Genomic DNA, 26,815 nt, shown 5'->3' with positions numbered 1-26,815 from the left:
GCAGTATCTGGACTCCCCCGGCGACAAGACCACCCCCCATGCGCATCCCGACAGCGTGATGTTCACGCTGAGCTCGTTCAGCCGGCGACTGTCGGCGAACGGCCGGGAACTCGACGTTGTCCTGCCGGCCGGCGAGGCCCGCTGGCTGGCGGCGCAGGAGCACTCCGGTGAGAACACGGGCAGCACGCAGACCCACACGATCTTCTTCGAGCTGAAGGAACCCGCGCCGACGCCGCCAACGGATGCCGGGGCGATGCCGCTCGGACCCGTCGCCCCCGAGTAGCCGCACGCCGCACCCGCGCCGTCGCCGCACCCGCGCCGCACCCGCGCCGTCGCCGCACCGTCGCTGCACCCTCGCGGCGCACGTTGCGGAAGCGGGCCCGCGTTCAGCGGCGCGCCCGCTTCCGTACCGCGGGCCCCGAGTTCGGGGCGGGGCGGGGCGCAGCGACTAAACGAGCGACTCCCGCCAGGCCGCGTGCACCTGGGCGAAGCGGCCCGTGCCCGCGATGAGGTCGGCCGGGGTGCCGTCCTCGACGACCCGGCCGTGCTCCATCACGAGCACCCGGTCGGCGATCGCCACCGTCGACAGCCGGTGCGCGATGATCACGGCGGTGCGGTCGGCCAGCAGCGTCTGCAGGGCCTGCTGCACAAGCCGTTCGCTCGGGATGTCCAGGCTCGACGTCGCCTCGTCGAGGATGAGCACGGCCGGGTCGGCGAGGAATGCCCGCGCGAACGAGATCAGCTGCCGCTGCCCCGCCGAGACCCGACCGCCGCGCTTGTTCACGTCGGTGTCGTAACCGCCGGGCAGCCCCTCGATGAAGTCGTGCGCGCCGACCGCCCGCGCCGCCGCGACGATCTCCGCGGGCGTGGCATCCGGTCTGCCGATCGCGATGTTCTCCGCGACGGACCCGCTGAACAGGTACGCCTCCTGGGTGACCATGACGATCGCGCGCCGCAGGTCCTTCGGGTGCAGGTCGCGCAGGTCGACCCCGTCGAGGGAGACCCGGCCGTCGGACGGGTCGTAGAACCGGGCCATCAGCTTGGCCAGGGTCGATTTGCCCGCACCCGTCGACCCGACCAGGGCGATGGTCTGCCCGGCCGGGATCGACAGGTCGAATCGGGGCAGGATGACCCGGTCGCTCTGGTACCCGAAGCTCACCCCGTCGAAATCCACCAGGCCGTGCGCTGTCCACAGGTCGACCGGAGCGACCGGGTCCGGTACGCCGGGGTGTTCCTCGAGCACGCCGGAGATCTTCTCCAGTGCGGCGGCGGCCGACTGGTACGAGTTGTAGAACATCGCCATGTCCTCCATCGGGTCGAAGAACCGCCGGGTGTAGAGCAGCGCCGCGAGCAGTGCGCCGATGGCGAGCTGTCCCTCCGCGACCCGGAACCCGCCGACCAGCAGCACCACGGCGACCGCGACGTTTCCGATCAAAACGAGGCCGGGATCGAAGATGCCGAACAGCTGGATGACCCGGCCGTTCACCTTCCGGTAGTCCTCGACGAGGGTGCCGAAGACCTTCTCGTTGCGCTTCTCGGCCCGGAACGCCTTGACCGCGCGGATTCCCGTCATCGTCTCCACGAACTGCACGATCAGGCTCGCCGACGCGGTGCGAGACTGCCGGAACAGTGTCTGCGACCGCACCTGGAACCACCGGGTGAGGATGAGCAGCGGCACCAGGGCACCGAAGAGGACCAGCCCGCTCAGGCCGTCGAGCGCGAACAGGGCGATCGCGGTGAACGTCATGTAGAGCAGACCCTGCACGAGCTGGTTGATGCCGGAGTCGAGCAGCTCGCGGATGGCGTCGAGGTCGCTCGTCTGCCGGGAGATGATCCGCCCGGAGGTGTACGACTCGTGGAATTCCAGACTCAACCGCTGGGTGTGCAGGAAGACCCGCTTGCGCAGGTCGATCAGCACGCCCTGGCTGATCCGGGCCGACATCAGCGTGTACCAGGCGATCAGGCCGGCACCGATCACGCCCGCGAACAGGTAGACGACCCCGGTGGCGGCGAGCGGGAACCAGTCCTGGTTCAGCAGCGCCGGCAGCCCCCGGTCGATGCCGTAGGCGATCAGCGCCGGACCGGCCACCTGCGCGGCGGTTGAGAGCACGACGACGAGCATCGCCGCGATCACCGGCCAGCGCACGGGCGCGAGCAGCGACCCGAGCAGGCGCAGCGACCTGGCGCGGATCTGTTTGCTTTCCGCGGCGCTGAAGTTGCTGCGTTCCTCTCCTTCTACTCCGGTGACGCTCACAGCGTCACCTCCTTCCGTGCGGATTCGCGTCGTTCTTCGTCTTCCAGGCTGGAAATGACGAACTTGTAGTGCTCGTTCCCGTGGAGCAGGTCGGAGTGTCGCCCGACCGCGGTGATCCGACCGTTCTGCAGCAGCGCCACCCGATCGGCCAGCATGACCGTGGACGGCCGGTGGGCCACGACCAGCGCAGTGGTCGAGGCGAGCACGTCGCGCAACGCGGCCTCGACGAGCGCCTCGGTGTCCACGTCGAGCGCCGACAACGGGTCGTCAAGCACGAGCACCGCCGGTTTGGCGGCGACGGCGCGGGCGAGGGCGAGCCGTTGCCGCTGGCCGCCGGAGAGGGACATTCCCTCCTCGCCGACGAGGGTGTCCACGCCCTGGGGGAGGTCGTGGACGAAGCCCGCCTGGGCGACCTGCAGCGCCTCCTCGAGCGCAGCATCCGCGTCACCGGATGGTTCGGCCCACTCGGGGCGGCCGAGCAGCACGTTGTCGCGCACGGATGCCGAGAACAGAGTCGCGTCTTCGAACGCCATCGCGAGGTGTCGGCGCAGTTCCTCACGCCCGAGAGCCCGCACGTCAACGCCGTCCAAGGTCACCGCACCCGCCGTGACGTCGTAGAGGCGGGTGGTGAGCGCCGTGAGCGTCGACTTGCCCGACCCGGTCAGACCGACCAGGGCCATCGTCTCCCCCGGTTCGAGCACCAGGTCGATGCCGTCGAGCAGATCGGGGAAGCGGGCGGGAGAGTCGGGGTAGCGAAAGTGCACGTCCTCGAACGCCAGCCGTCCACGCGGGCGGTCAATGGTCATCGGGTTTTGCGGGTCGGTGATCGTGTTCGGGGCGTCGAGCACATCGAAGAACCGGTCGGTGGCGGTGCGCGTGTCGAAGGTCATCGACAGCAGGAAACCGATCGATTCGATCGGCCAGCGAAGAACGGTCGCCGTGGCGAAGAACGCGACGAGGCCCCCCACGGTGAGCTGGTCCTGGCCGGCCAACCAGACGCCGGCGACGAGGCAGAGCGCGAAGGCGACGTCGGGCACGAGCAGCAGCCAGAGCCAGATGCCGGCGATCGCGCGGGCCTTCTCGATTTCGGTGCCACGCAGGCTTTCGGCCTGCGCGGAGAAGTTCTTCAGGGCGAACGAGCCGCGCCCAAAGGCCTTGAGCACGCGGATGCCGTGCACCGACTCCTCGACGGCCGTCGCCAGATCCCCGGCCTGGTCCTGGCTGCGGCGCGCCACGATCGAGTATTTCTCCTCGAAGAGGTAGCCGACGATCCACAGCGGCACGGAGCTGACCAGGAAGATGATGCCGAGGACCCAGCTCATCGAGACCAGGATGATGGCGCCGATCACGATCGTGACCAGGTTGACCACGAGAAGCACGAGCCCGAACGAGATCCAGCGCCGGATCTGGTTGAGATCGCTCACGGCGCGGGAGAGCAGCTGGCCGCTCGGCCACTTGTCGTGGAAGGAGACCGGAAGGTCCTGCAACCTGGCGTACAGGGCGTTGCGCATCCTGGCCTCGATGTGCGTGCCCGGTCCGAGCACGAACCAGCGCCGGAGCGCGATGAGCACCGCCTCGAGCACGCCGAGGCCGAGGATGATGATCACGGCCGGCCAGATTTGCGAGGAGTCCTGCCGGGATAGCGCTCCGTCGACGAGGCGCTGCAGCACCTGGGGAATGGCCAGGGCGACCAGCGCCGCGAGGAGCGCGGCGAGCATGCCGAGACTGAGGCGCGGCAGTGCCGCCTTGGAGTACGGGTAGAGACGGAGCAGGGTTCGGAAGGTGCTCTTCCGGCTGGGCGGGGTGCCCCCTGCGGCGTCGAACGGATGGTCCTGGTCGGTGAGCGTGGTCACGTGTGAGTCCTGAAGTGTCAGTGTGAGGCATACGGCGTGAGGCGTGGCGGGGCGCCTGTGGGCGCCGGTGACGATCGTGTCCGTCGGCGATGGTGGATGCCGGGCATCCGTTACGTGCAGAGCGTGCGGGGTCCGGTGCGAGCGTGGTGCGGGGCGTGGGCGGGCCTGAGCCGTGCCTGGGCCTCGCCTGCCGTGCCGCTCCGGCGCTGTCGCCCGCGGATCCTGGCCGGTTAGGCGGCGCTGGAAGAGCGGAGGCGAGCGCCAGAGGCAGCGCCGAGGTTCGCAGTCGTTGCGAGCTTTCGCTGTGCTGTCTTTGTCATGTCGGCCTCCTGAGCGCGTGGTGTGCGGTGCTGTGCCCCCCTGATCAGGCAGCCTTTTAGACTACGACCGAAATTCTCCGGACGCAAGGGGCAAAAAGTCAGCGCACGCGCACGCTGAGGCAGGTCACGCAGCCCTCCAGTTTTTCGAACTCGGAGATGTCGACGGCGACCACCCGGTAGCCGCGTTCGGCGAAGAGTGCGGCCGAGCGCGGGGCGGCGGAGGACATCAGCACGGTGCGGTCGTCGAGCACGACGACCGCGGTGCCGTGCGCCTCCGGAACGGGCAGGAAGTTCAGGAACACCGACGGGTCGTCGACGAGCGGGGGGAACCCGATCACGGTGCCGTCCGGCAGCGCCGTGACCGCCGTCTTCAGGTGCAGGGCGCGGCTGATCGGCACGGCGACGACCGTGTAGCCGCGGGGGGCGAGGATGCTGCGCAGCTGGTCGATGCCCGCGTCGTTGGTGCGGAGGCTCCTCCCGACGTACACCGTGCGGCCCACCTTGAGCACGTCGCCGCCGTCGAGGGTGCCGGGCAGTGCGAGGTGCCGAACGGGGATGCCGAGCCGGGTCACGGCGGCCTCGGCCCCCGCCGTCTCTCCGCGCCGAGCGTCGGCGCCCGGACTCGCGACGACGGCGAGGTCGCCGAACATGATCACGGCGTCCTCGATGAAGACGGAGTCCGGCAGCTCAGGGGCCGGCTCGACCTCGATGGTTTCCCACCCCTCGGCCGCGAGGGCCGCGACGTACCCGTGCCACTGCTCCTGCGCCAGCGCCGGGTCGACCGCGACACGCTCGATGTGGGTCAGGAGCCCGTCGGCGAGATTGCGCGCCGGACGGCGCACGAGGGCTCGGCGCGGGAGGGTCTGGGGCACGACGACGGATTCCATCCCGCCAGTGTATGGCCGGCACGCTCCCGCCGCCCGCGCCGGACGTGCGCCGTTGCGCGGGTGTTGTGCCACCCGCGCGGGGGCGCAGCACCCGCGCGGGGGCGCACAGCGTCAGCGGCGGGCGGCGTCCAACCGAGCGGCAGCCAGGTGTTCGGCGGCTGCGAGGGTCGTGATTCCCTGCTCGCGGGCATCCGTGAAGATGGTCGCGATGGTGTCGCCGATCGAGTCGACGCGCGTCGCGACGACGGCCGGGTCGGCGCCGGGCTCAGAGGCGAGCGCCAGGTAGATCACGCCGCCGGAGTTGACGACGAAGTCGGGCGCCCAGAGGATCCCGCGCGCGTCGAGCTGCGCCGCACCCTCCGGCTGGGCGAGCTGGTTGTTGGCCGCGCCGACCACGCCGAGCACAGTGAGCTCGCCGATCACGCGCGCGGTCAGCACCCCGCCGAGCCCGCACGGCACGAACAGGTCGGCCGGCACGAGGTGAACGTCGTCGACGGACACCCAGGCGGCGCCGAGCGAATCGGCCAGGTCTCGCCGGGCGAGGTTGACGTCGCTCACGGTGAGTCGGGCGCCGGCTGCGGCCAGTGCGGTGGCCAGACGCCCTCCGACCTGGCCGAGGCCGGAGATGACGATGTGTCGGCCGTGGACCTCACGGCTGCCGAAGAGCGCCTCGAGGGTGGCGACGACGCCGGCGTGGACTCCCGCCGCGGTCGCCTCGGCGGGCTCGCCGACGCCGCCGCTCGACTCGGGAAGGCCGCAGACGTGGTCGGTGCGTTCCTGGACGACGGCCATCAGCTCGGCGTTCGTGCCGACGTCCTCCGCCGTCATGTACGCGCCGTCCAGGCTTTCGATCGCGTCGCCGAGGTCACGCATGGCGTCGTGCTTCTCCGCCTCGGTGAGCACGGTCCCGAGCGGCAGGTGGATGACGGATTTCCCCCCGCCGAGGTTCAGCCCCGCGGCCGCGTTCTTCAGCGTCATCGCCGCGGAGAGGCGGAGGGCGTCGGCGACGGCGTCGGTCCAGTTCTCGTACTGCCACATCCGGGCGCCGCCCAGGGCCTGGCCGAGCCTGGTCGAGTGAATGGCGATGGTGATGACGAGACCGGAACGGACGCCGGTGGTGATCAGCACGCGTTCGTGGGTGAACGGGATTCCGAGGAGCGCATCCAGCGACGGTGATGGTTGCGTGAGGGTCATGGGAAGTTCTCCTTGCTGGCCTTGTGGGCCGGTGAGTGGAGTCGCGGTTGTGGCGCGACGACTGACCCAGACTAGCCGCGGCGCGGGGCCGCCGCACCCCGTTCTCGGCGTTGTCCCGGAGCGTCAGCGCTCGTCCGCTTGGCCGTTCTGAATCGGCACGGCCGAGGTGAACTCGGCGGCGCGGGCCTTGGCGTTCTCGTCGCCGGAGAAGAGCCCGATCGGCGCGGTCACGGGGTGGCCCGGTTTCGGCCCGGTTGCCGTCGAGGGACCGGTCCGCGGCTCCCGCCGCAGCTCCATCCGGCCCACCGGCAGCGCGTCGGGATTGTGGGTGATGAGCCAGGCGATCAGGTTCTCCCGCACCAGGCAACGCAGGTCGAACAGGGTCGGCGCGTCTGCGGCGGAGACCAGCACCCGCACTCGCACGAAACCGCCGACGGCATCCGTGACCTGGAGCACGACGACGCGTTCGTCCCAGAGTTCGGTCTGCGCGACGATCCGACTCAGCTCCTCGCGCATCCCGACCGGATCGACGCGCCAGTCCAGGTCGAATTCGACCGCGCCGAGGAGCTCACTGTTGTGCCTGGTCCAGTTCTGGAACGGATTCGTCGTGAAGTAGGTCGACGGCAACACCATTCGCCGGTCGTCCCAGATGTGCACGACCACGTAGGTGAGAGTGATCTCCTCGATCTTCCCCCACTCGTTCTCCACGATGACAACGTCGTCGACGCGCAGGGCGTTGTTGAAGGCCAGTTGAACGCCGGCGAACACGTTCGCGAGGGTGGACTGCGCGGCCAGACCGGCGACGAGGCTGAGCAGGCCGGCGGAGGCGAACAGACTGGCACCGAGCGTCGCCGCACCGGGGATGCTGAGCAGCACGGCCCCGATCGCGCAGATCACGACCACGACGACTCCGATGCGGCGCAGCATCCGCAGCTGGGTGCGCACCCGGCGGGCAACCCGGTTGTCGCGCACGTCCACGCGGTAGCGGGCGGCGGAGATCTCCTCAAAGAAGTAGAGCAGTGCGCTGACGAGCCAGGACGATGCGACGATGAACAGGGCCCGGAAGATGAAGTCGACCAGACCCCCGACCTGTGACGTGCTCTGCAGGAACAGCGTGTTCGCCAACCAGATGGCGCCCATCATCAGGGTCAGGCGGAACGGTACCCTGACCAGTCTCACCAAGGTGCGGGCCCATGCCGTCTTCCGGCCGACCGTTCGGAACACGAGCGCGGTGATCGCCGTGATCGCCACCGCAGCGACGACGGCGACCGCGAGCGCGATCAGGTAATCCTGCTGGATGAATCCCTCAAGGTCTGACACGGCTGCCCTTCCCTCCGCGACGCGTCTGGTGGCATCGCGGACCAGTCAATCGTGCCAGAATCTCCGGGGCCGGGCGGCGCACCGACCCCGCGTCGGTGCGCATAGACCGGATCAGTGGAAGAAGTGGCGCTCCCCGGTGAAGTACATGCTGACGCCGGCCGCGACGGCCGCCGCAACGACCTCCTCGTCGCGCACCGAACCGCCGGGCTGGACGACCGCGGTGACGCCGGCGTCGAGCAGCACCTGCAGGCCGTCGGCGAAGGGGAAGAACGCGTCCGACGCCGCAACGGAGCCGGTCGCGCGGTCGCCCGCCCGCTGCACCGCGAGGTGGCAGGAGTCGACCCGGTTGACCTGGCCCATGCCGACGCCGACGGATGCTCCGCCGTGCGCGAGCAGGATCCCGTTCGACTTCACCGCCCGGCAGGCCTTCCACGCGAACTCGAGGTCGGCGCGGGTGGCCTCGTCGACCTCCTCGCCGGCGGCCAGGGTCCAGGCGGACGAGTCGAAGTCATCGAAGGTGTCGGTCTCCTGAACGAGCAGTCCGCCGGAGATCTGGCGCAGCTCGAGGGAGGAACGGTGGTAGTCGGCGGGGAGCTCGAGCAGGCGGATGTTCTTCTTGGCGCTGAGCAGCGCGAACGCGTCCGGCTCGAAGCCGGGGGCGACGAGCACCTCGGTGAAGATCTGGCTGACGGTCTCCGCCATGCCCAGGGTCACGACCCGGTTCGCGGCGATGACCCCGCCGAAGGCCGAGACCGGGTCGCACTCATGCGCCCGGAGGTGGGCGGACGCGATTGCGTCGGGCGCCTTCGGGTTGGCGACCGCGATGCCGCACGGGTTGGCGTGCTTGATGATGGCGACGGCCGGCTCGGTGAAGTCGAAGGCGGCGCGCACGGCGGCGTCAGCGTCGACGTAGTTGTTGTAGGACATCTCTTTGCCGTGCAGTTGCACGGCCTGCGCGATGCCCTGGCCGCCGTCGCCGACGTAGAGCGCCGCCGCCTGGTGCGAGTTCTCCCCGTAGCGGAGCACGTCCTTGCGGGTGGCCTGGATGGCCAGGGTGTCGGGGAACGACGCCTCGGCCTCGAAGCTGGTGGCGATGACGGCGTCGAACTGTTCGAGGATCTCCTCGTCGAGCGCGTCGACGTCGTCCTGCCACTGGTCGTAGACGTTCTCGGTGAACCAGGCGGAGACGCTGAGGTCGTAGCCGGCCGTGTGCTCGAAGGCGAGCGAGGCGAGCTTCTGGCGCAGGCGCAGCGCGGTTCCGCCGCCGGCGACCGCCGCGATGATCTCGTCGTAGTTGTCGGGGTCGACCACGATCGCCACGTTCGCGTGGTTCTTCGCCGAGGCGCGGACGAGGGCAGGACCGCCGATGTCGATCTGTTCGATGACCTCGGCCACGGAGGCGCCGGACTCGACGGTCTCGACGAACGGGTACAGGTTCACGACGACGAGCTGGAAGGCCGCGATACCGAGCTCGTCGAGCTGGGCCTCGTGCGATTCGAGGCGCAGGTCGGCGAGGATGCCGGCGTGCACGCCCGGGTGGAGGGTCTTCACCCGGCCGTCGAGGGATTCGGGAAAGCCGGTGACGGAGGAGACATCCGTCACCTCGTGGCCGGCGGCGCGGATGGTCGCGGCGGTCGAACCGGTCGACACCATCTCGACCCCCGCGGCCGCGAGGGCCCCGGCCAGGTCCTGTAGACCGGTCTTGTCGCTGACCGAAATCAGCGCGCGCTTCACCGGCACGATGTCCCGCTCGCGGTACCGGCTCTGGTCGTTGGTGTGCCCGCTCATATCTGGGAGTGCTCCTTGAGGTCGACGTGTCCGTTGGCGATGTCGAGCACGGCCTGCACCAGCAGGCGCCGCTCGACGGTCTTGATTCGTTCGTGCAGGGATGCTTCGGTGTCGCCGGGTAGCACCGGCACCCTCTCCTGCGCGATGATCGGTCCGTCGTCGACCCCGGTGTCGACGACGATGAGACTGGCGCCGGTCTCCGTGACGCCGGCGGCGAGCGCATCGCGCACTCCGTGGGCGCCGGGGAACTCGGGCAGGTAGGCCGGATGCGTGTTGAGCAGTTGCGGCGACAGCGCGGCCACCACCCGCGGCGGGAGCAGGCGCATGAACCCACTCAGCACGACCAGGTCGGGCGTCCACTGCCGAACCTGGGCCAGGAGCTCGTCGCCCCAGACCTCCCGGCTGGCGTGGGAGGAGTACGGCACGGTGAAGGTGGGAATCCCGAACTCTTCGCCGAGTTCGAGACCGTCAGCGTCGCGGTCGGCGCCGATGGCGACGACCCTCGCCGGATACTCGGCATCCCGGCACGCCTCGAGCAGGGAGCGAAGGTTGGATCCCCCGCCTGAGATCAACACGACCAATGACAGCACGGGAAGAGCCTACCGTTTGGCGGCCGATTCGTTCTTCGCTGTGACGCGGCCCCGCTGAAACGGCTGCGGTGCCATCAGCCCGGCGCAGGCGGCGATGCCCACTTCGACCGTGACGAGCAGCCCGACAATGAGGGGATTCGGCCCGACCTCAGCCAGCCGTCCGGGGCCGATCGCCCCGCCCGACCACCAGGAGAGGAGGCCGAGCAGAATGCCCGCGACGACGCCGGTCGCCACCCCGGTGATCAGCCGGTGCGGAATCGTCCGCGGGGCCGTGTCGGTGCGGGACTGCCGTTGCCGGGTGGCGACCGCGGCAAGGAAGCCGAGCAGCACGGGCACCAGCAGGCCGAGAAACCCGACCGCGGGCGTGCCGTGCGGGAGCACACCGAACAGGGGCAGCCCGGGAATTGAACCCAGCGCCGTGCCGACCGGGGACACGCTGGTCCCGACGCCGACGGCGATGCCGGGGCCGACGAGCCAGGCGGCCGCCCAGATGACGAGGTTCGGGATGAGGGCGAGCTCGACCAGGGTGAGCACGATGCCGCCGGTCAGTCCCGACTGCACTGTTTCGTACAGGCCGATGATGGTGGCGTAGTTGGTGAGGATGAGCACCGCGAGCAGTACGGCGGCGACCCCGACGATGCCGGCGGCGGCCGCGGTTCCGCCGCGCACGGCCGCGGCGATGATGCCGCGCGCCACGGTGGGCAGGGCGAGGTAGCGCCGGCCGAGGGCACCGCCGGGCTGGGCGCGGAGCGCGCCGGAGAGGACACCGGCCGCGTACACCGCGGTGGGGAGCAGGATGGCCTGCGGGAGTGCCGGCCGAACGGCATCCGTGCCCGCGGTCAGGCCGAGCAGAGTGGCGAGCAGGCCGTAGCAGCCGATCGCGGACAGGGCACCGACCCACCGGTACGGAGTCTCCGCGGCCCTGGCACCCGTGCGCCGACCGAGCAGCAGGGCCAGCACGGCGTAGCCGAGCAGGGCGATGGTGAGCGGGAACGCCGCCTCTGCGCCGGGCAGTCCGAGCGCGGTCACGACGGCAGGGTCGAGTTGCACCGTGAGGTCGACGCCGTTTCCGAGCAGCCAGACGTCGACGGCGGCCCGCCAGAATGTGACCCAGTCGATGGCGAGGCCGAACTGGGTTGCCCAGAGCACGGTCAGCGGAACGAGGGCGATTCCCACCCCGATGGCGACGACAATGAGCGCCTCGAGAGCGGCGAGCAGGGCGGTCGTTAAGCGGTTCATCCGGGCCGAGCCTACTTGGCCCCGGGGCCACCGCGTTTCACCCTCGCCGCGCCCGCCGAATTCGGGACGGATTCTGTCGGCGGCGGGCAGCGACCGGGGGTCCCCCGCCGAGAGGCCTTCCAGACCGGTTGCGCTCCGAAGGCGCGGACAACTCCGTCGTCATCGTGGGGCGGCACGGGTTATTTGCGGTACGGCGCCCGGATCATGGCGACGAGCGCGACGAGTCCGAGGATCACACCGACGATGACGAATCCGACCAGGCCGAGGCTGAGAATGGTCTCCATGGCGACCAGTATGGCCCGTTCCGGCCTTCGCGTCACCGGGTAGCTCGCCGCCAAGTGAAAGGGCCCGCCGGTGACCGGCGAGCCCTTCCTCCGCGCGCGGTTCCTACAGTGCGGCGAGAACCTCGCGCAGCAGGGTGGCGGTCTCGCTCGGCGTCTTGCCGACCTTGACCCCGGCGGCCTCGAGGGCCTCCTTCTTGCCCTGCGCGGTTCCGGCCCCGTTGGAGACGATGGCGCCGGCGTGGCCCATGGTCTTGCCCTCCGGAGCGGTGAAGCCTGCGACATAGCCGACGACGGGCTTAGTGACGTGCGCCTTGATGTACTCGGCGGCCTTCTCCTCGGCGTCGCCACCGATTTCACCGATCATGACGATGGCGAGGGTCTCCGGGTCCGCTTCGAACGCCTCGAGGGCGTCGATGTGGGTGGTCCCGATGATGGGGTCACCGCCGATGCCGATCGCGGTGGAGAAGCCGAGGTCGCGCAGTTCATACATCATCTGGTAGGTCAGGGTGCCCGACTTGGAGACGAGGCCGACCGGGCCCTTGCCGGTGATGTTCGCGGGCGTGATGCCGACGAGCGCTTCACCGGGCGTGATGATGCCGGGGCAGTTCGGCCCGATGATCCGGGTCTTGTTGCCCTTGGCCTTGGCGTAGGCCCAGAAATCGGCCGAGTCCTGCACGGGGACGCCCTCGGTGATGATGACGAGCAGCGGAATCCCCGCGTCGATGGCTTCGATCACGGCGTTCTTGGTGAAGGCCGGCGGGACGAACGCGATGGAGACATCCGCGCCGGTCTTTTCCATGGCTTCGGCGACCGTGCCGAAGACGGGAAGCTCGACGTCGCCGTGAAGCACGGTGGTGCCGGCCTTGCGGGCGTTCACTCCGCCGACGACCTGGGTGCCGGCCTTGAGCATGAGGGCGGTGTGCTTGGTGCCCTCACCGCCGGTGATTCCCTGGACGATGACCTTGGAGTCCTTGTTGAGGAAGATTGACATGTTTTTCCCTTAATCCTTGATCTCGACGGGCTCGATCAGCGGGCTGCGTGGGCGAGTTCGGCGGCCTTGGCGGCGCCCTCATCCATCGTCGCGGCCAGGGTGACGAGCGGGTGGTTGGCCTCGGCCAGGATGCGGCGGCCCTCTTCGACGTTGTTGCCGTCGAGGCGAACGACGAGCGGCTTGTTCGCGGAGCTGCCGAGCTCGGCGAGCGCGCCGACGATTCCCTTGGCGACGGCGTCGCAGGCGGTGATGCCGCCGAAGACGTTGACGAACACACTCTTGACCTGCGGGTCACCGAGGATGACGTCAAGGCCCGCGGCCATGACCTCGGCGGATGCTCCGCCCCCGATGTCGAGGAAGTTGGCCGGCTTGACGCCGCCGTGGTTCTCGCCGGCGTAGGCGACGACGTCGAGGGTGCTCATGACGAGCCCCGCACCGTTGCCGATGATGCCGACCTCACCGTCGAGCTTGACGTAGTTGAGGTCGTTTTCCTTGGCCTTCGCCTCGAGCGGGTCCGCGGCGGCGGCATCCTCGAGGAGAGCGTGCTTGGGGTGGCGGAATCCGGCGTTCTCGTCGATCGTGACCTTGCCGTCGAGCGCGATGATGTCGCCCTCTTCGGTCAGCACGAGCGGGTTGACCTCGACCAGGGTCGCGTCCTCGCCCGTGAACACGTTGTAGAGCTGTACGAAGACGGGCGCAACCTTGTCGACGAGTTCGGCCGGGAACTTGGCCGCGATAGCGATCTCGGTGGCCATGGCCAGATCGATCCCGGCGAGCGGGTCGATCGCAACATAGGCGAGAGCCTCGGGCTTCTCGACAGCGAGAACCTCGATCTCCACGCCACCCTCATAGCTCGCGAGCGAGAGGTAGGAGCGGTTGGCCCGGTCGAGCAGCACGGAGAAGTAGAACTCCTGCTTGATTCGCGCGCCGCCGGCAACCATGACCCGGTTGACGGTGTGGCCCTTGATATCGAGGCCGAGGATGGCCCGGCCGGCGGCCTCAGCGTCGTCGGGGGTCTTGGCGACCTTGACTCCGCCGGCCTTGCCGCGCCCGCCGACCTTGACCTGGGCCTTGACGACGACGACGCCGCCGAGCTTCTCAGCGGCCGCACGCACTTCTTCGGGGGTGTCCGCGATGATGCCCGGAAGGACCGGAACTCCATACTGCTCAAACAGGTCTCTGGCCTGGTATTCGTAAAGATCCACGCTGCTCTTCCAATCCGCGTCTTGGCGTTCCTGCTCGGTCCGAGGGGGTGTGGGCACAGTGTGCAGCGCCGAATGTAGCTCGACATCAAGACATACTGGCCAGTTCAAACTCTAGCGTCCCACATCGGCATCGCGAACTCTGGCCGAAGCGGCGTTCCGTTCTCGCGAATCTCACGCGACCGGCCCTGGTCGGAGACGGAGGGAGGGAAGCCACACCTTGGTGGCGACGGAGACCTGCGAATGCTTGGATGCAGTCATGACTGAACCGGAACACGGCATCGATCCCCACTCCGCCGGACATGCCTCGCGCCTCAACTGGCTTCGCGCCGGCGTGCTCGGGGCAAACGACGGCATCGTCTCGGTCGCCGCCCTCGTTGTGGGTGTTGCGGCGGCAACCCCGAATGCCTCCGCCATCCTGGTCGCCGGCGTCGCCAGCCTCCTCGCCGGCGCCATCTCGATGGCCCTGGGCGAGTACGTGTCGGTGAGCAGCCAGCGCGATACCGAGCGCGCCCTGATCACGAAGGAACGCTGGGAGCTCCTTCACATGCCGGAGCAGGAACTGGCCGAACTGGCCGGCCTCTACCAGGCGAAGGGCCTCAGTTCCGATACCGCGCGGCAGGTGGCACTCGAGCTGACCGAACACGACGCGCTCGGCGCGCACCTCGAGGTGGAACTGCACATCGGCACCGAGGAGCTGTCCAATCCCTGGCACGCGGCGTTCGCGTCCGCGCTCGCGTTCACGGTGGGCGCCATCCTGCCGCTGCTCGCGGTGCTGCTGCCGCCGCCCGCGTGGCGCCTGCCGGCCACCTTCCTCGCGGTCGCGGTCGCCCTCGTCATCACCGGCTGGCTCAGCGCCTACCTCGGCGGCAGCCCCAAGGCCCGCGCCATTTCCCGGGTCGTGATCGGCGGACTGCTCGCCCTCGGCGTCACCTGGGCGATCGGCGCCCTGATCGGCACCTCGATCTAGCGGCGCCGGCCCCTCGAGCTCGAGGCGCTGGCGCGGCAACGGCCCGTAGGCTGACGGCATGAGAGCACAGCGAGCAGTTCCGGCATCCGTCATCGTTGCGGCGGTCGTCGATGCGGCCCTCGTGCTCGTCTTCGCGCTGGTCGGGCGGGCCAGCCACGGCGAGGGTCTGCTCGGAATACTCACCACCTGGTGGCCGTTCCTCGGCGGGCTCGCGATCGGCTGGCTCGTGCTGCGCGCCTGGCGGAGCCCACGGCGGATCGTCTGGACCGGAGTCGGCGTCTGGCTGTTCACGGTGGCCGGCGGGATGCTGTTGCGGATCGCGAGCGGGCAGGGCGTGCAGCTGAGCTTCATCATCGTCGCCACGATCGTGCTCGGCGTGTTCCTGCTCGGCTGGCGTGCGATCGCGCTCCTGGCGATCCGGATGCGCCGCCGCGCCTCCCCCGCCGCCTGACGCGCCACGCGCCCGCGCGCCGCGCCCGTCACCGCCGCGCGCCGCGCCCGTCACCACCGCAACCCGTCACCGCCGCGCCCGTTTCGGCAGCCCGCCTCCGCGGGCGCGGGCGCGGGCTGCCGAAACCGGCGCGGCCTGGCCGACCCGCCCGAGCGGCCGCTAGACGAGCACCTTGAGCGAGGTGTTCCAGTTGAAGGTGTCCAGGGCCGGGTCGACCTGCAGGGTCATGATCAGCAGCTGGAAGCCCTCGAGCTCGCGCGCACGGCGCAGCGGGCCGGCTACGACCGGGTTCAGGCCGGCATCCGCGGCGAAGGATGCGACGGCGGCGGCGGCCTCGTCGGAGTCCGACGCGATGAACACGTCAAGGGGCTCGCCCGAGACAGAGCCGGCCGCGAGCGGGCCGGCGAAGGTCGTGTTGAATGCCTTCACGATGTTCACTCCGGGGGCGGCGAGGGCGGCGAGCTCCTCGGCCGCCGAGGTGCCGGGCGCAACCGTGAGCGAGTCGAAGGTGGTGAAGTCGATCGGGTTGGTGAGGTCGATCACGGTCTTGCCCGCGAGTGCCGTGCCGAGGCGCGTGACGATCTCCCGAGCGCCGCCGTAGGGAACGGCCAGCAGGACGATGTCGCCGGCGGGCAGGGCATCGCCCGGGCCGGAGGTGACGTTCCCTCCGAGTTCGGCGGCGAGCGCCGCCGCCTTGGCCTCGTTGGGGCTGAGAATCTGCAGGCTGCGACCGGCGGCCACCGCCCGGGTTCCGATTCCGCGAGCCATGTTGCCGCTGCCGATGATGGTGATGTCAGTCATGAGATCTCTTCCTGGAGGTGAAGCGCGAATGTCGCCCGGCCGGTCGCCTGTGGCCGATTCCGGCCGACAACTACTTGAAGCTACAACTAAAGACTAGGTCGGTTTAGTTGAATCGTCAAGTTATTGACCCACTAGGATCGATTCATGACAGAACCACGCTGGCTCTCCCCGGACGAACGCGAGGCCTGGCTCCGGCTGATGGCCGTGACCATGCTGCTGCCGACGCGCCTGGAATCCCAGCTCAAACGAGACGCCGGGCTCAGCCATTTCGAGTACTACGTGCTCGCGATGATCTCGGAAAGCCCCGGCAGGTCGATGGCCCTCACCCAGTTGGCGGCGCAGACCAACGCCTCGCTCTCCCGTCTGTCTCACGTGCTCGGGCGGCTGGAGGGGCAGGGCTTCCTCGGCAGGAGCACCTCCTCGAGCGACCGGCGCGCCTCACTCGCCACGCTGACGGATGCGGGCTGGGCCAAGGTCGTCGCCAGCGCGCCCGGCCACGCCGAAGAGGTTCGCGCGCTGGTCTTCGATCCGATCAGCACCAGGCAGGTCGCCCAGCTGAGCGAGATCTGTGGCCGGCTGCTCGCCACACTGGACCCCGAGCACGAATTGCTCGCGCTGGCCGCCGACCCGGACGCCGGTTCCGTGGCGACCCACTCCTAGCGGCCATTCGTCAGTTCGGGCGTTCGTCAGCTCTGCTCTGAGTCCTCGTCCACGTCGACGCCCAGGTCCGTGCCCAGGTCCGTGTCCAGATCCGTGTCGTCATCGTCGAGTTCGGAGACCCGATCGGTGTCACGGTCGTCGCTGTCGTCGAAATCGACGGAGCGGTCATCGGCGTCGACGGTCCAGGCGTTGGAGTCGATCGGTAGATCGTCTTCGAGCGTCAGGGTGATGTCGTCAACGTCGCGATCCTCATCGAGGCCGTCGTTCGCCGCGTCCGCCCGACGCGGCCAGAGCCCATCCGGGTCCATCGTCATGATCGTTCCTCCCCGCCAGGCAAGGGCAGGATGCCCCTGCGCGAGCCACGGTACGCCCCTCGCCCACCCTCGACAAGGGTCCGCCGACACCCGCCGAACCAGGCCCGCGCCACTCCGGCCGACCTCGGACCGAGGTCAGTCCCGGTCGGCCCGTAGCCCGGCGGTGGCCAGGAGCGAGCTGTCCCTGAGCACCGCGAGCACCTCGATCGGCCAGGTCTCTGTGCTCCGGGCCAGCGCGGCCTCGCCGCCGGCAACGATGGTCGTGGCCAGCACGTCGGCGGTCACGATGTCGCGGGCGAAGACGGACACCTGCCGGTACGGCGACGCTCCGTCGCCGACGGCGGTCCAAATGTGGTCGCCGCGTTCGGCGCTGCCCGAGGTGGCGACGGCCCGCAGCGGCAAGGCCAGGGGCACCGCCGCGAGGGTGCGTCCCCGGTCATCCGGGTCGACGAGGCCGGCAACCCAGTCGAGGCCCGGCGCCTGGTCCCCGGCGACCAGAATGTCCCCACCCGCGTTGAGCGACCAGTTCACGAGGCCGAGGCCCCGCAGCGCTCCCCCGGCCTCGTCGATGGCCAGGGCCTTGACCACGCCGGACAGGTCGAGCACGCCATCCGCCCGGTGCGGGGTGAACACCCCGTCGGTGCGGTCGCGCCAGTCGAGGGCTGCGGCGTAGCAGTCTCGCAGTATGGGGCTCGCCTGCGTGAGGCGAAGCTCTCCGCGGTTGATGCGGCTGAGTTCGGAGTCGTCCCGGTAGAGACTGAACCGGGTATCCCACGAAGCGAAGACGCTGCCCACCGCCTCGCGGGCCTGCGCGCCGAGCTCGGGCGCGACCGGTCCGCCGAAGCGGATGCTCAGCACCGTCCCCATGGACCGCAGCGTGATCGCCCCCGATCCGCCGTCGCCGTTCGGAGGCCCGGCCGGGTTCACGTTCTGGGCGACACCGCCCGGCCGGTTAGAACTGCGCGGCATCGAGGGCCGCCTGCAGCGAGGTGAGGTACCCGTGGGTCGTGTAGGTGGCGCCGCTGACGTTTTGCACCTGGGCCGACTGGGCGGTGAGCACCTCGCTGCGGAGGATCGGCGCAGCCTGGTTGCTGATCATGACCGAGCGGCCGCCGTCGTTGGTCAGTTGGAGCGCCGTGACCTCCGTGATCGAACCGCTCGCGATCGTCACGGACACCTGCACCGGCCCGAACCGGGTCTGCACGACCGACCCGTCGAAGGTCCCGCTCGCCGCCCCGGCCGGAGCGGCCGGGGCCGTGGTCGCCGCAGGGGAACCAGTCGCGGCCGGGGCCGCCGGGCCCAGCGCGGTCGGATTGGGCACGGTCGCGGCGGTGCCGGTGTGCGCGGCGGGGGCCACCGGCACCGCCGACAGCGTCTGCTGGGAGGCCGTGAGCTGGGCTCCCATCTGCCAGCCGATGCCGACCACGGAGAGGGAGGCCAGAGCGGCCAGGGATAGCGCGCGGAATCTCACCAGTCGAACCTTTCAAAATGGATTTGCCGGGTCGGCAGACCGGCCGACCGGGCGTCACGCACGACCTCGTCCGTCCAGCGCCGGGGACCGCAGATGTAGACATCCGCCTCCCGGAGCTTCGGGACCAGGGTGCCGAGGGTGATCCTGGCGCGCACAGCGTCCGCCGGCAGCCAGCTGTTGGCACCGGGTGAACGCTTCCCGGCGATGATGCGCAGTTCGGCGCCCCTGACCCGGCAGAGGTGGGCGAGTTCGTCGACGAGGTAGGTGTCGTCGGCCGTGCTCGAGCGGAGGATGACGGTGGCCTGGCCGGGGGCGAAGGTCGCCGTTTCGAGCAGCGACCGGATCGGGGCCACGCCGATGCCGGCGGCGACCAGCACGATCCGGGGCGAGGTGCGGGCGAAGTCGGTGAAGAGTCCGTACGGCCCCTCGAAGCTGACCCGGGTGCCCTTGGGCAGCGCCGACAGCGCGGCGGACGCGTCGCCGAGGCCGCGCACGGTGATCCGCAGCGCGTTCCCGGTCGGAGCGGCCGAGAGCGAGAACGGATGCGCCTGCCACCATAGTTTCGGCGTCCAGAACCTCCAGATGAAGAATTGTCCGGAGCGGGCCTTGAGGCGGCGCAGTTCCCGGCCGGACAACCGGATCGAGACGACGCCGCGGGCAACGGGGTCGACGCCCTTCACCACGAGCTGGGAGCGCAGGGAGCGCACGATCGGAACGATGAACCGGAAGAGCACGATCGATCCGGCGACGCCGACATAGAGGGCGAGCCAGTAATAGCGCTGCACCGAGCCCTCCCGGAACAGGGAGCCGACGCTCAGCTGGTGCGGGATCGACACGAGCACCGCCAGGTAGGAGAGCAGGTGCACCAGGTGCCAGGCCTCGTAGCGGAAGCGACGTCGCACCACCACCAGGGAGGTCACCACGACCGCGATGAGCAGGCCGAGGCCCACGAAGGCGAGCGGCATGTCGGGGAGGGTGGTGAGCATGATCCACACCTCGGCGAACACCGAGGCGGGCTGCACCATCGAGTAGCCGATGGTGAGCAGCACGCCGTGCCCGAGGATGAGGTAGAGCGCCGGTTTGCCCAGCGACTGGTGCAGCGCCATCGCGCTGTCGTGGCCGAAGGCCCGGTCGATCGACGGGAGCCTCGCCGCGAGCAGCATCATCATCAAGAGCAGGTCGGTGCCGACGAGCCCGGTCACCACGCCGAGGGAGGTGATGGCGTCGGCCGGCGTGCCGAAGCGGGCTGCCCCGCCGTCGGCCAGGAAGATCGCGATCACCAGGGCGACCGACACCACCGCGATGATCTGCAGGCCGTCGGCCAGACGCATCCTCCGACGGTAGTTCGGGTGGATGCGCGGCACCGACGTGCGGCGCTGGGCGCGCTTGGTGGGATGGGTGGCGAGGCTCATGCTGGAAGCATTCCGGGCGAAACAGTTGAATCGCTATCGACAGGCTGAGAACAACCTGTGCGGTTCCGATGCGTGCTGCGGGAGCTCTCAGGAACGCGTGCGGGCCCGCGCGAGCAACACGATCAGGATGGCGATCCCCCCGCCGAGGGCCGTCTCCACGACCCGGTCGAGGAGCAGGGCGGGCACGGACACCGGGCTGGTCAGGTGCACCACGGACAGCGCCAGCGGGGTGATGAAGAGCAGTGCGGCGCCGTAATGCCGTCCGATCAGGATCTCGGCTCCGAATTGGCTCACCGCGATGACCAGGATCAGCACGATCACGCCGGGACCGGGCCAGAGGAGCAGCCCGGCCACGACGACACCGAGGGCGGTGCCGAGGATGCGGTGAATCGCCCTGGAGACGGAGTGCGCGGCCCGTGGCGGGGGCAGCACCGCGACCACGCTGACCACGGCCCAGTACGGATGCCCGATCCCGGCCGCGACCGCCAGGCCGCCGGCCGCCAGCGCGCCGACCACGTTTTGCGCGATGGTGGACCACACCTGAGGGTCCCGGTACGCGGCCGGGTGCAGGCGCGGCCGGCGCGGCAGCGGCTTGAACAGGTCGTTCGAACGGTCGCCGGCGAGTCGCCGGACCGCGCAGCCCGACATGGTCAGCAGCCACGCGAATGCCGCCGCACCGACGGCGACGAGCAGCCTGACCGTGGCCTCTCCCGGCGGGGTGGGCACCTGGGCGCAGACCGCGTACGCGAACACGAAGAAGATGGGGGTGCCGGGGAACAGCCCCCAGGTCGACGCCGCCAGGATGCCGGCCACGATCACGCCGACCAGCCCGAGCACGAGCACGGGCAGGGGCGCACCGGTGACGGCCATCAGCACACCCAGCGCGATGCTGCCGAGCAGGCAGACCGCCGCGACGCCGGTCGTGCGGGCCCGCAACCGGTACGGTTCTCCGCGCCCATACAGTGAGGCCATCGCGCCGAACGACGCGTATGCCGCCCAATCGACGTGCCCGACCAGGGCCAGCACGACCAGCGGGATCGCGACGGCGGCGCTGGCCCTGGACGCCACTTCGACGTCCAGGGCGCGCAACGATCGCACCCGTTGGAGCAGGGTTTCCGGCGCCCCGGAACGGGCCACTAGATCTTCTCGATCGGCGCGATCTTGATCAGGAGCTTCTTCGCGCCCATGCTGTCGAACTGCACGTGCGCGATCCGCTTGGTGCCGTCGCCGGTGACCTGGTTGACCCGGCCGTCACCGAAGTCGACGTGACGGATGCGGTCCCCGGCCGCCAGGGTGAGGTCGCCGTTGTCGCGCACCTGTGACACCCGGTTCGTCCACTCGGTCTTCGGCTTGGGCGCGGGCGGCAGCGCCTGCGGTTCGCCGCGCTTGGCGAATCCGCCGCCGAATCCGTCCCGCCTGGCGTTGAGCGCGCGCGGCTGGGTTCCGCCGCGGGAATTCGCCATCCCGGGCGACTGCTTCCAGTCGATCAGGGCCACCGGGATCTCCTGCAGGTAGCGGCTGGGCATCGCCACGTTGATGTCACCGAACTGCGCGCGGGTCATCGCCAGGGACAGGTAGAGCCGCTGCCGGGCCCGGGTGATCCCCACGTAGAAGAGCCGACGTTCTTCGGCCGGTCCGCCGGGCTCGTTGGCCGACATCTGGTGGGGCAGCAGCCCCTCCTCGACCCCGGTCAGGAACACGGCCTCGTATTCGAGTCCCTTGGCGGTGTGCAGGGTCATCAGCGAGACCGTGCCGGAGGCGTCATCGAGGTCATCGGCCGCGGCGACGAGTGACACCTGGGTGAGGAAATCGACGAGCCCGGAGTCGGGGTTGTCCTTGTTGAAGTCCTTGGTCTGGGCGACGAGTTCCTCGATGTTCTCGGCGCGCGCCTCGTCTTGTGGGTCGCGGCTGTTCCGGAGCAGGGTGAGCAGGCCGCTGCCGTCGAGCAGGAAGGTCAGCAGTTCGGAGACGTTCACCTGCCCGGCCGGGTTGGCCGGGTCGATCTTCAGGGCCGCCTCGTCGAGCAGGGTGGCGAGCTTCAGGATCGCCCCGGTCACCTTCGGGCCCAGGCCGAGCGACGCGCAGTCGCGCATGGCCTGCCGGAAGCTGATCTGGTTCGCCTCGGCGAAACTGGCCAACCCGGTTTCCGTGGCCGGCCCGATCCCCCGCTTCGGGGTGTTCAGGATGCGGCGCAGGGCGAGCTCATCGTTGGGGTTGGCGACCGCGATCAGGTAGGCCAGCGCATCCTTGATCTCGGCCCGCTCGTAGAACTTCGTGCCGCCGACCACCCGGTAGGGCACGGCGGAGCGCACGAGGATTTCCTCGAGCGCACGGGTCTGCGCGTTGGTGCGATAGAACACGGCCATGTCGCGGTAGGCCATGCCCGCCGCGTGCAGCACCTCGATCTCGTCGGCCACGAACTGGGCCTCGTCGTGGCCGGAGTAAGCCGTGAACCCGACGATCTTTTCGCCGTCTCCGCCGGCGCTCCACAGTTTCTTGTCCTTGCGGTCGAAGTTGTGGCCGATTACCGCGTTGGCGGCGGAGAGGATGTTCTGGGTGGAACGGTAGTTCTGCTCGAGCAGGATCACCCTGGTGCCGGGGAAGTCCCGCTCGAACTCGGTGATGTTGCGGGTGTCGGCGCCGCGGAAGGCGTAGATCGACTGGTCGGAGTCACCCACCACGGTCAGGGAGGCGCCCGGGATGCCGCCGCCGGCGTCGCGGAGGTTGCGCACGTGCACGCCGGTGTCTTCCATCTCGTCGGCGAGGTCGGATTCGACGGGCCGGGTGAGCTCTCGCACGAGCGAGTACTGGGCGTGGTTGGTGTCCTGGTATTCGTCGACCAGGATGTGCCGGAACCTGCGCCGGTACAGGGCGGCGACCTTGGGGAAGGCCCGGAAGAGGTAGACCGTCTCGCCGATCAGGTCGTCGAAGTCCAGGGCGTTCGCCGCGCGGAGGCGCTGGGTGTACTGCCGGAAGATCTCGACGAACATGACCTCCTGCGGATCGCTCATATTCGCGTTGCGGGCATAGGAGTCGACGTCGGCGAGCTCATTCTTGAGCTTGGAGATCTTCGCGGACGCATTGCCGGGAGTGAAACCGAGGGTGTCCGCGTCGAGCGACTTGATGATGCGCTTGAGGGTGACCTTGGTGTCGGCGGAGTCGTAGATGCTGAAGCTGGCGGAGAGGCCGGCGTTCTCCGCCTCGCGGCGCAGAATCCGCACACAGGAGGAGTGGAACGTGGAGATCCACATTCCGTCCGCGCCCTGACCGAGGATGGCCTTGACCCGATCGCGCATCTCGGCGGCGGCCTTGTTCGTGAACGTGATCGCCAGAATCTGGCTCGGCCAGGCCTCGCGTGTCTCGAGCAGGCTCGCGATCCGCCTGGTGAGCACGCTGGTCTTGCCGGAGCCGGCCCCGGCAATGATGAGCAGCGCCGGGCCGCGATACTCGACGGCCTCCCGTTGCTGTGGGTTCAGCCCTTCGAGCAACGGGCTCTGGTAGCCGGCGTCGTCGCGGGGCCCTCCACCGTCGACAATGATCGGCCCCCCTGCTGGAGCCTGCGTTGCTGTGGCCTGGTGGGCGGGCGTGTGATCAGGGTCGAAAAGCGTCATCATCTCGCTGCCAATCCTAGGCGTTGCACCTGACATCGACGCCGGGAACGGGCCGCGCTCCCGGCGCCCGGGTCACTGCTCGGCGGCGAGCTCGTCCCTGACGGTGACCGCGAGATCGGGGTGGTCGGTGAAGACGCCGTCGATACCGGTACCCATGATCGTGTGGAATTCGCTCCGCCAGTCGCCGAAATCCGCCCTGAACCGGCCGCGCCGGAACGTCTTGGCGAGGAAACGGTTCTCCGGACGGAGCGTCCAGCAGTAGATCTCCAGGCTGGCCGCGTGTGCGGCGTCGACGAGGTCGGATGCCCCGGAGACGTTGCCGTCGGCATCCGTTTCGAGAATGAGCGATTTAGGCACGCTGATGCCGTCGACCTGGCCGCTCAGGCCGTAGAGGCCCGACTCGCTGAGGAAATCGGCGTAGTGTCGCGCCCGCGAACCGTGGAGGGCGACCTCGTCGAACGGCTTGCCGCGCGCCTCGAGCAGGAACACCCGCTTGCCGTAGACGCCGCGGGCATACACCTTGTCGAGCAGGCTCTGCTCGAAACTCTCGATGGTGAGCCGGCCGTCGCCGGCATTCCAGCCCGCCGAGTTGACCTCGGCGGCGAACAGTTCGTCGAGGGGAAGACCGATCGAGGCGAAGTAGCTGGCGTGCTTGATCTCGGCGACGACGCCGATCGGGCGCCTGGCCCGCCCACCGACCCGGTCGATCAGCTTGAACACGTCCCGGAGCCTGAGCAGCGGGAACCGGTCGTCGAAGGTGGCGCTGGACTTGCGCAGCTCCGGCAGGCGCTCCCTGGCGCGCAGGGTGCGCAGCTCGGCCCAGGTGAAGTCCTCGGTGAACCAGCCGGTGAGTCGGATGCCGTCGATCAGCTTGGTCGTGCGGCGTTCCGCGAATTCCGGGTGCGTCGCGATGTCGGTGGTGCCGGAGATTTCATTCTCGTGGCGGACGATGAGCACGCCGTCCCTGGTGGCCACGATGTCGGGCTCCACCGCGTCCGCCCCAAGCGCGACCGCGAGTTCGTAGGCTGCTCTGGTGTGCTCCGGCCGGTATCCACTCGCCCCGCGGTGGCCGATCACAATGGGGTGCATGTGCCCAGAGTACGCGCGCAACTGCCAGACTCGAGGCGATGACACCCTGGATCGCACCCGCCGCGCGGCCGCCCGCGTGGGGGAATCCGCGCGCCCGCTACCTGACCGGCCTCTCGCTGATCATGCTCGGGGTTGCCGCGACGGTCTTCACCAGCACCTACAGCATGTTCTTCCTGCTGATCGGGCCTTCTCTTCATTTGCTCGGCTGGCTCCTGATGCCGGGCGCTCTCTGGCGCCGTCTGGTCGTGCTGCTGCCCTGCCTCCTGGCCGGCCTCACCCTGCTCGGCGGCCCCGATTTCACCGGGGCCTTCGCCGTGCTCCTCGCCGGGTGGCTGCTCGTGCGGCATCGGCCGTGGGCCGCCTACCTGGTGCTCCTGCTGCCGATCGGCGTGAGTTTCCTGATCAAGGCTCTCCTGCACGGATACGCGCAGGTCTGGGTCGGCGATCTGATCGGCACTCTCACGGTGATAGCCGCGGCCTGGCTGGCCTGGTGGATCGCCGGTAGCGTGGCCGGCCGGCGGCTCGGCCGAGAGTCCGTCCCGGGCTCCGAGGCGTCCGTTATTCCTGGTCCGGAGGCTGGTCAGGCCGCAGAAGGAATTGGGCGGATACCCAGCCGATCTGAATAGACTTGATCAACGTAACCAGCACCGCTCGGCGCTGATCGCACCCCAGTCGATTGTGAGACACGAAAACCATGGCATCCTCCAACCCCGCATTCTCCCGAAACGCCGCGTTCGGCGCTCCTGGCGCCGTTGCTGCGGGCAAGGTCCTTTCCGACAGCGACCTTCAGGGCATGTTCAACTCCCCGTCCGCCGGCTCGCAGGAGACCGACCGGATGACCTTCGACGACACCATCCGCAAGACCGTGCTGAGCTTCATGCTCCTGCTCGCGACCGCGGCGCTCGGCTGGGTGATCACCCCGGTGACGATGATCCCGCTCATCCTGGGTGCGATCGTCGGCCTGGTGCTCGGACTGGTCAACGCGTTCAAGAAGGAGCCGTCGCCCGGCCTCATCCTGGCCTATGCCGCGGCCGAGGGCCTCTTCGTCGGTGGTATCTCCCAGGTCTTCGAGCAGATCTTCCCCGGCGTCGTCGTGCAGGCCGTGCTGGCCACGCTCGTCGTCGTCGGTGTCACCCTCGCCCTGTTCGCCAGCGGCAAGATCCGCGCGTCCAAGCGGGCGACCAAGGTCTTCATGGTCGCGATGATCGGCTACGGCGTGTTCTCCCTGATCAACTTCGGTCTGATGGCGTTCGGCGCGAACACCAATGCGTTCGGCCTCCGCAGCGCTGATTTCCTGGGCACCGGGATCCCGTTCGGTGTCATCATCGGCCTCCTCGCGGTGGTCATGGCCGCGTACTCGCTCGTGCTCGACTTCGACTTCATCCAGCGCGGCGTCAACAACCGGGCTCCGCGCAAGTTCGGCTGGTCGGGTGCCTTCGGCATCATGGTGACCGTGGTGTGGCTCTACGTCGAGCTGCTTCGTCTGTTCGCCATCGCCCGCAACTAGCGGGACTCGCATGCAGAAGGGCCGCCCCTCGGGGCGGCCCTTCTTTTTGCCTGCCGGGAGTCCGATCCCCCGCCGGTCTCAGTAGTTCCCGGTGTGACCGTACTTGCGGTTTCCGGCGGTGATGATCGCCTTGGTGGGAATGTTGAACCGTGCTCGCCAGTTCTCGAACTGGGTGGTGGTGCGGAGCGGAGCGAGGCCGTCGCTGGACTGCCCGGCCTGCTCGAGGTCGGCGGCGAGGCGGCGCCCGAAAATGGTCACCCGGTGAACCGCCACGCCGAGCGCGATCAACGCCGGCGCCATGATCACCAGGGCGACGACCAGGAGTGAAGTGGGGCTCGACCCGTTCAGAGCGGGAAGGGCGAGGGCCAGGAGCAGGAGTGCCACGGGAACCGCGATCGTGGATCGAACGAAGAAGAGCCAGACCGGGTAGTACTCCCGGCAGAATCCCTCGCCGATTCGTGGTCCCCAGGTTGCGGTCATCCGTCGCGCGCCGCGCGTATCCGGTAATTCGGTCGTCATTGTGCACCCTGCCCTCGGTAGTGAAAGTCGGTCCCGGGCGCCCGTGTTGAGTGCGGTCACGGCGGCCCGGCCTGCTCCAGAATATCTC

Annotated in this window: 25 protein-coding genes; 6 read left to right on the top strand and 19 right to left on the bottom strand. The window is 69.3% G+C overall.

The annotated features are described in order from the left end of the window. Positions 1–283: cytoplasmic protein (locus QMG61_RS10360; protein ID WP_283494247.1), on the top strand; the 283-nt coding region annotated here is incomplete at its 5' end. A 165-nt stretch (positions 284–448) separates the two neighbouring features. On the opposite strand, the gene QMG61_RS10355 is transcribed toward QMG61_RS10360, so the two are convergent. The 10 genes from QMG61_RS10355 to sucC form a co-directional block, all read right to left on the bottom strand. Beyond that, on the bottom strand, positions 449–2,254 hold the full coding sequence (locus QMG61_RS10355) for an ABC transporter ATP-binding protein (protein ID WP_283494246.1): 1,806 nt from the start codon (positions 2,252–2,254) through the stop codon (positions 449–451). Then, positions 2,251–3,972: an ABC transporter ATP-binding protein gene (locus tag QMG61_RS10350; RefSeq protein ID WP_283494254.1), complete on the bottom strand. Its 1,722-nt coding sequence runs from the start codon at positions 3,970–3,972 to the stop codon at positions 2,251–2,253. The genes QMG61_RS10355 and QMG61_RS10350 overlap by 4 nt, the downstream gene beginning before the upstream one ends. 553 nt (positions 3,973–4,525) lie before the next feature. Beyond that, on the bottom strand, positions 4,526–5,314 hold the full coding sequence (gene ddaH, locus QMG61_RS10345; RefSeq protein WP_283494245.1) for a dimethylargininase: 789 nt from the start codon (positions 5,312–5,314) through the stop codon (positions 4,526–4,528). 111 nt (positions 5,315–5,425) lie between these two features. Next, positions 5,426–6,508 carry a Glu/Leu/Phe/Val dehydrogenase dimerization domain-containing protein gene (locus tag QMG61_RS10340; RefSeq protein ID WP_283494244.1) on the bottom strand — a complete coding sequence of 361 codons (1,083 nt, stop codon included), beginning with the start codon at positions 6,506–6,508 and terminating at the stop codon, positions 5,426–5,428. Positions 6,509–6,631: 123 nt separating this feature from the next. Beyond that, positions 6,632–7,828: a mechanosensitive ion channel family protein gene (locus QMG61_RS10335; RefSeq protein WP_283494243.1), complete on the bottom strand. Its 1,197-nt coding sequence runs from the start codon at positions 7,826–7,828 to the stop codon at positions 6,632–6,634. 111 nt (positions 7,829–7,939) lie between these two features. Then, positions 7,940–9,616 carry a bifunctional phosphoribosylaminoimidazolecarboxamide formyltransferase/IMP cyclohydrolase gene (gene purH, locus QMG61_RS10330; RefSeq protein ID WP_283494242.1) on the bottom strand — a complete coding sequence of 559 codons (1,677 nt, stop codon included), beginning with the start codon at positions 9,614–9,616 and terminating at the stop codon, positions 7,940–7,942. Further along, positions 9,613–10,206: a phosphoribosylglycinamide formyltransferase gene (gene purN / locus QMG61_RS10325; RefSeq protein WP_283494241.1), complete on the bottom strand. Its 594-nt coding sequence runs from the start codon at positions 10,204–10,206 to the stop codon at positions 9,613–9,615. Before purN ends, purH begins: the two co-directional genes overlap by 4 nt. 9 nt (positions 10,207–10,215) lie before the next feature. Continuing rightward, on the bottom strand, positions 10,216–11,445 hold the full coding sequence (locus tag QMG61_RS10320; RefSeq protein ID WP_283494240.1) for a cell division protein PerM: 1,230 nt from the start codon (positions 11,443–11,445) through the stop codon (positions 10,216–10,218). A gap of 387 nt (positions 11,446–11,832) precedes the next feature. After that, positions 11,833–12,720 (bottom strand): succinate--CoA ligase subunit alpha, encoded by an 888-nt coding sequence (gene sucD / locus QMG61_RS10315; RefSeq protein ID WP_283494239.1) that lies wholly within the window; start codon positions 12,718–12,720, stop codon positions 11,833–11,835. 35 nt (positions 12,721–12,755) lie between these two features. Next, positions 12,756–13,925: an ADP-forming succinate--CoA ligase subunit beta gene (gene sucC, locus QMG61_RS10310; protein WP_283494238.1), complete on the bottom strand. Its 1,170-nt coding sequence runs from the start codon at positions 13,923–13,925 to the stop codon at positions 12,756–12,758. A gap of 256 nt (positions 13,926–14,181) precedes the next feature. Here sucC and QMG61_RS10305 point away from each other — a divergent pair, with 256 nt between their 5' ends. After that, positions 14,182–14,892 carry a VIT1/CCC1 transporter family protein gene (locus QMG61_RS10305; protein WP_283494237.1) on the top strand — a complete coding sequence of 237 codons (711 nt, stop codon included), beginning with the start codon at positions 14,182–14,184 and terminating at the stop codon, positions 14,890–14,892. A 58-nt stretch (positions 14,893–14,950) separates the two neighbouring features. Further along, positions 14,951–15,343: a DUF3054 domain-containing protein gene (locus QMG61_RS10300; protein ID WP_283494236.1), complete on the top strand. Its 393-nt coding sequence runs from the start codon at positions 14,951–14,953 to the stop codon at positions 15,341–15,343. A gap of 159 nt (positions 15,344–15,502) precedes the next feature. Here QMG61_RS10300 and QMG61_RS10295 read toward each other — a convergent pair whose 3' ends face one another. Beyond that, positions 15,503–16,144 (bottom strand): NADPH-dependent F420 reductase, encoded by a 642-nt coding sequence (locus QMG61_RS10295; RefSeq protein ID WP_283494235.1) that lies wholly within the window; start codon positions 16,142–16,144, stop codon positions 15,503–15,505. Between the two features lie 144 nt (positions 16,145–16,288). Here QMG61_RS10295 and QMG61_RS10290 point away from each other — a divergent pair, with 144 nt between their 5' ends. Next, entirely contained in the window at positions 16,289–16,804 is a 516-nt protein-coding gene (locus tag QMG61_RS10290) for a MarR family winged helix-turn-helix transcriptional regulator (protein WP_283494234.1), read from the top strand. 26 nt (positions 16,805–16,830) lie between these two features. Here the strand turns inward: QMG61_RS10290 and QMG61_RS10285 are convergent, their stop codons facing one another. The 7 genes from QMG61_RS10285 to QMG61_RS10255 all read right to left on the bottom strand — a co-directional run bounded on the left by QMG61_RS10285 (position 16,831) and on the right by QMG61_RS10255 (position 24,701). Further along, a complete protein-coding gene (locus QMG61_RS10285) occupies positions 16,831–17,118 on the bottom strand; it encodes a hypothetical protein (protein ID WP_283494233.1) in 288 nt (95 codons plus the stop codon). Between the two features lie 135 nt (positions 17,119–17,253). After that, positions 17,254–18,087 (bottom strand): FAD:protein FMN transferase, encoded by an 834-nt coding sequence (locus QMG61_RS10280; protein ID WP_283494232.1) that lies wholly within the window; start codon positions 18,085–18,087, stop codon positions 17,254–17,256. Continuing rightward, on the bottom strand, positions 18,071–18,589 hold the full coding sequence (locus tag QMG61_RS10275; protein ID WP_283494231.1) for an FMN-binding protein: 519 nt from the start codon (positions 18,587–18,589) through the stop codon (positions 18,071–18,073). Before QMG61_RS10275 ends, QMG61_RS10280 begins: the two co-directional genes overlap by 17 nt. Then, on the bottom strand, positions 18,586–20,001 hold the full coding sequence (locus QMG61_RS10270; RefSeq protein WP_283494230.1) for a ferredoxin reductase family protein: 1,416 nt from the start codon (positions 19,999–20,001) through the stop codon (positions 18,586–18,588). Before QMG61_RS10270 ends, QMG61_RS10275 begins: the two co-directional genes overlap by 4 nt. Before the next feature lie 87 nt (positions 20,002–20,088). Further along, positions 20,089–21,138 carry an FUSC family protein gene (locus QMG61_RS10265; protein ID WP_283494229.1) on the bottom strand — a complete coding sequence of 350 codons (1,050 nt, stop codon included), beginning with the start codon at positions 21,136–21,138 and terminating at the stop codon, positions 20,089–20,091. Continuing rightward, the gene (locus QMG61_RS10260; RefSeq protein ID WP_283494228.1) at positions 21,138–23,615 is read right to left on the bottom strand and encodes an ATP-dependent helicase; all 2,478 of its coding nucleotides are present in this window, start codon (positions 23,613–23,615) and stop codon (positions 21,138–21,140) included. Before QMG61_RS10260 ends, QMG61_RS10265 begins: the two co-directional genes overlap by 1 nt. 69 nt (positions 23,616–23,684) lie before the next feature. Beyond that, positions 23,685–24,701: a glycerophosphodiester phosphodiesterase family protein gene (locus QMG61_RS10255; protein WP_283494227.1), complete on the bottom strand. Its 1,017-nt coding sequence runs from the start codon at positions 24,699–24,701 to the stop codon at positions 23,685–23,687. Positions 24,702–24,739: 38 nt separating this feature from the next. Between QMG61_RS10255 and QMG61_RS10250 the strand changes: the two genes are divergently transcribed. Together QMG61_RS10250 and QMG61_RS10245 are read left to right on the top strand one after the other, a co-directional pair. Next, complete coding sequence (locus QMG61_RS10250) at positions 24,740–25,327, top strand: hypothetical protein (protein ID WP_283494226.1); 588 nt, start codon at positions 24,740–24,742, stop codon at positions 25,325–25,327. Between the two features lie 68 nt (positions 25,328–25,395). Next, positions 25,396–26,208 carry a Bax inhibitor-1/YccA family protein gene (locus QMG61_RS10245; protein ID WP_283494225.1) on the top strand — a complete coding sequence of 271 codons (813 nt, stop codon included), beginning with the start codon at positions 25,396–25,398 and terminating at the stop codon, positions 26,206–26,208. 78 nt (positions 26,209–26,286) lie between these two features. On the opposite strand, the gene QMG61_RS10240 is transcribed toward QMG61_RS10245, so the two are convergent. After that, positions 26,287–26,688, bottom strand: a complete 402-nt coding sequence (locus QMG61_RS10240) for a hypothetical protein (protein ID WP_283494224.1) — start codon at positions 26,686–26,688, stop codon at positions 26,287–26,289. Between the last annotated feature and the right edge of the window lie 127 nt (positions 26,689–26,815).

The sequence above is a fragment of the Cryobacterium sp. PH31-AA6 genome (assembly GCF_030063195.1).
In the GTDB taxonomy this organism is placed as follows: domain Bacteria; phylum Actinomycetota; class Actinomycetes; order Actinomycetales; family Microbacteriaceae; genus Cryobacterium.
The sequence above is the reverse complement of the archived record's forward strand: the minus strand, read 5'-3'. Positions and strand labels throughout refer to the sequence as shown.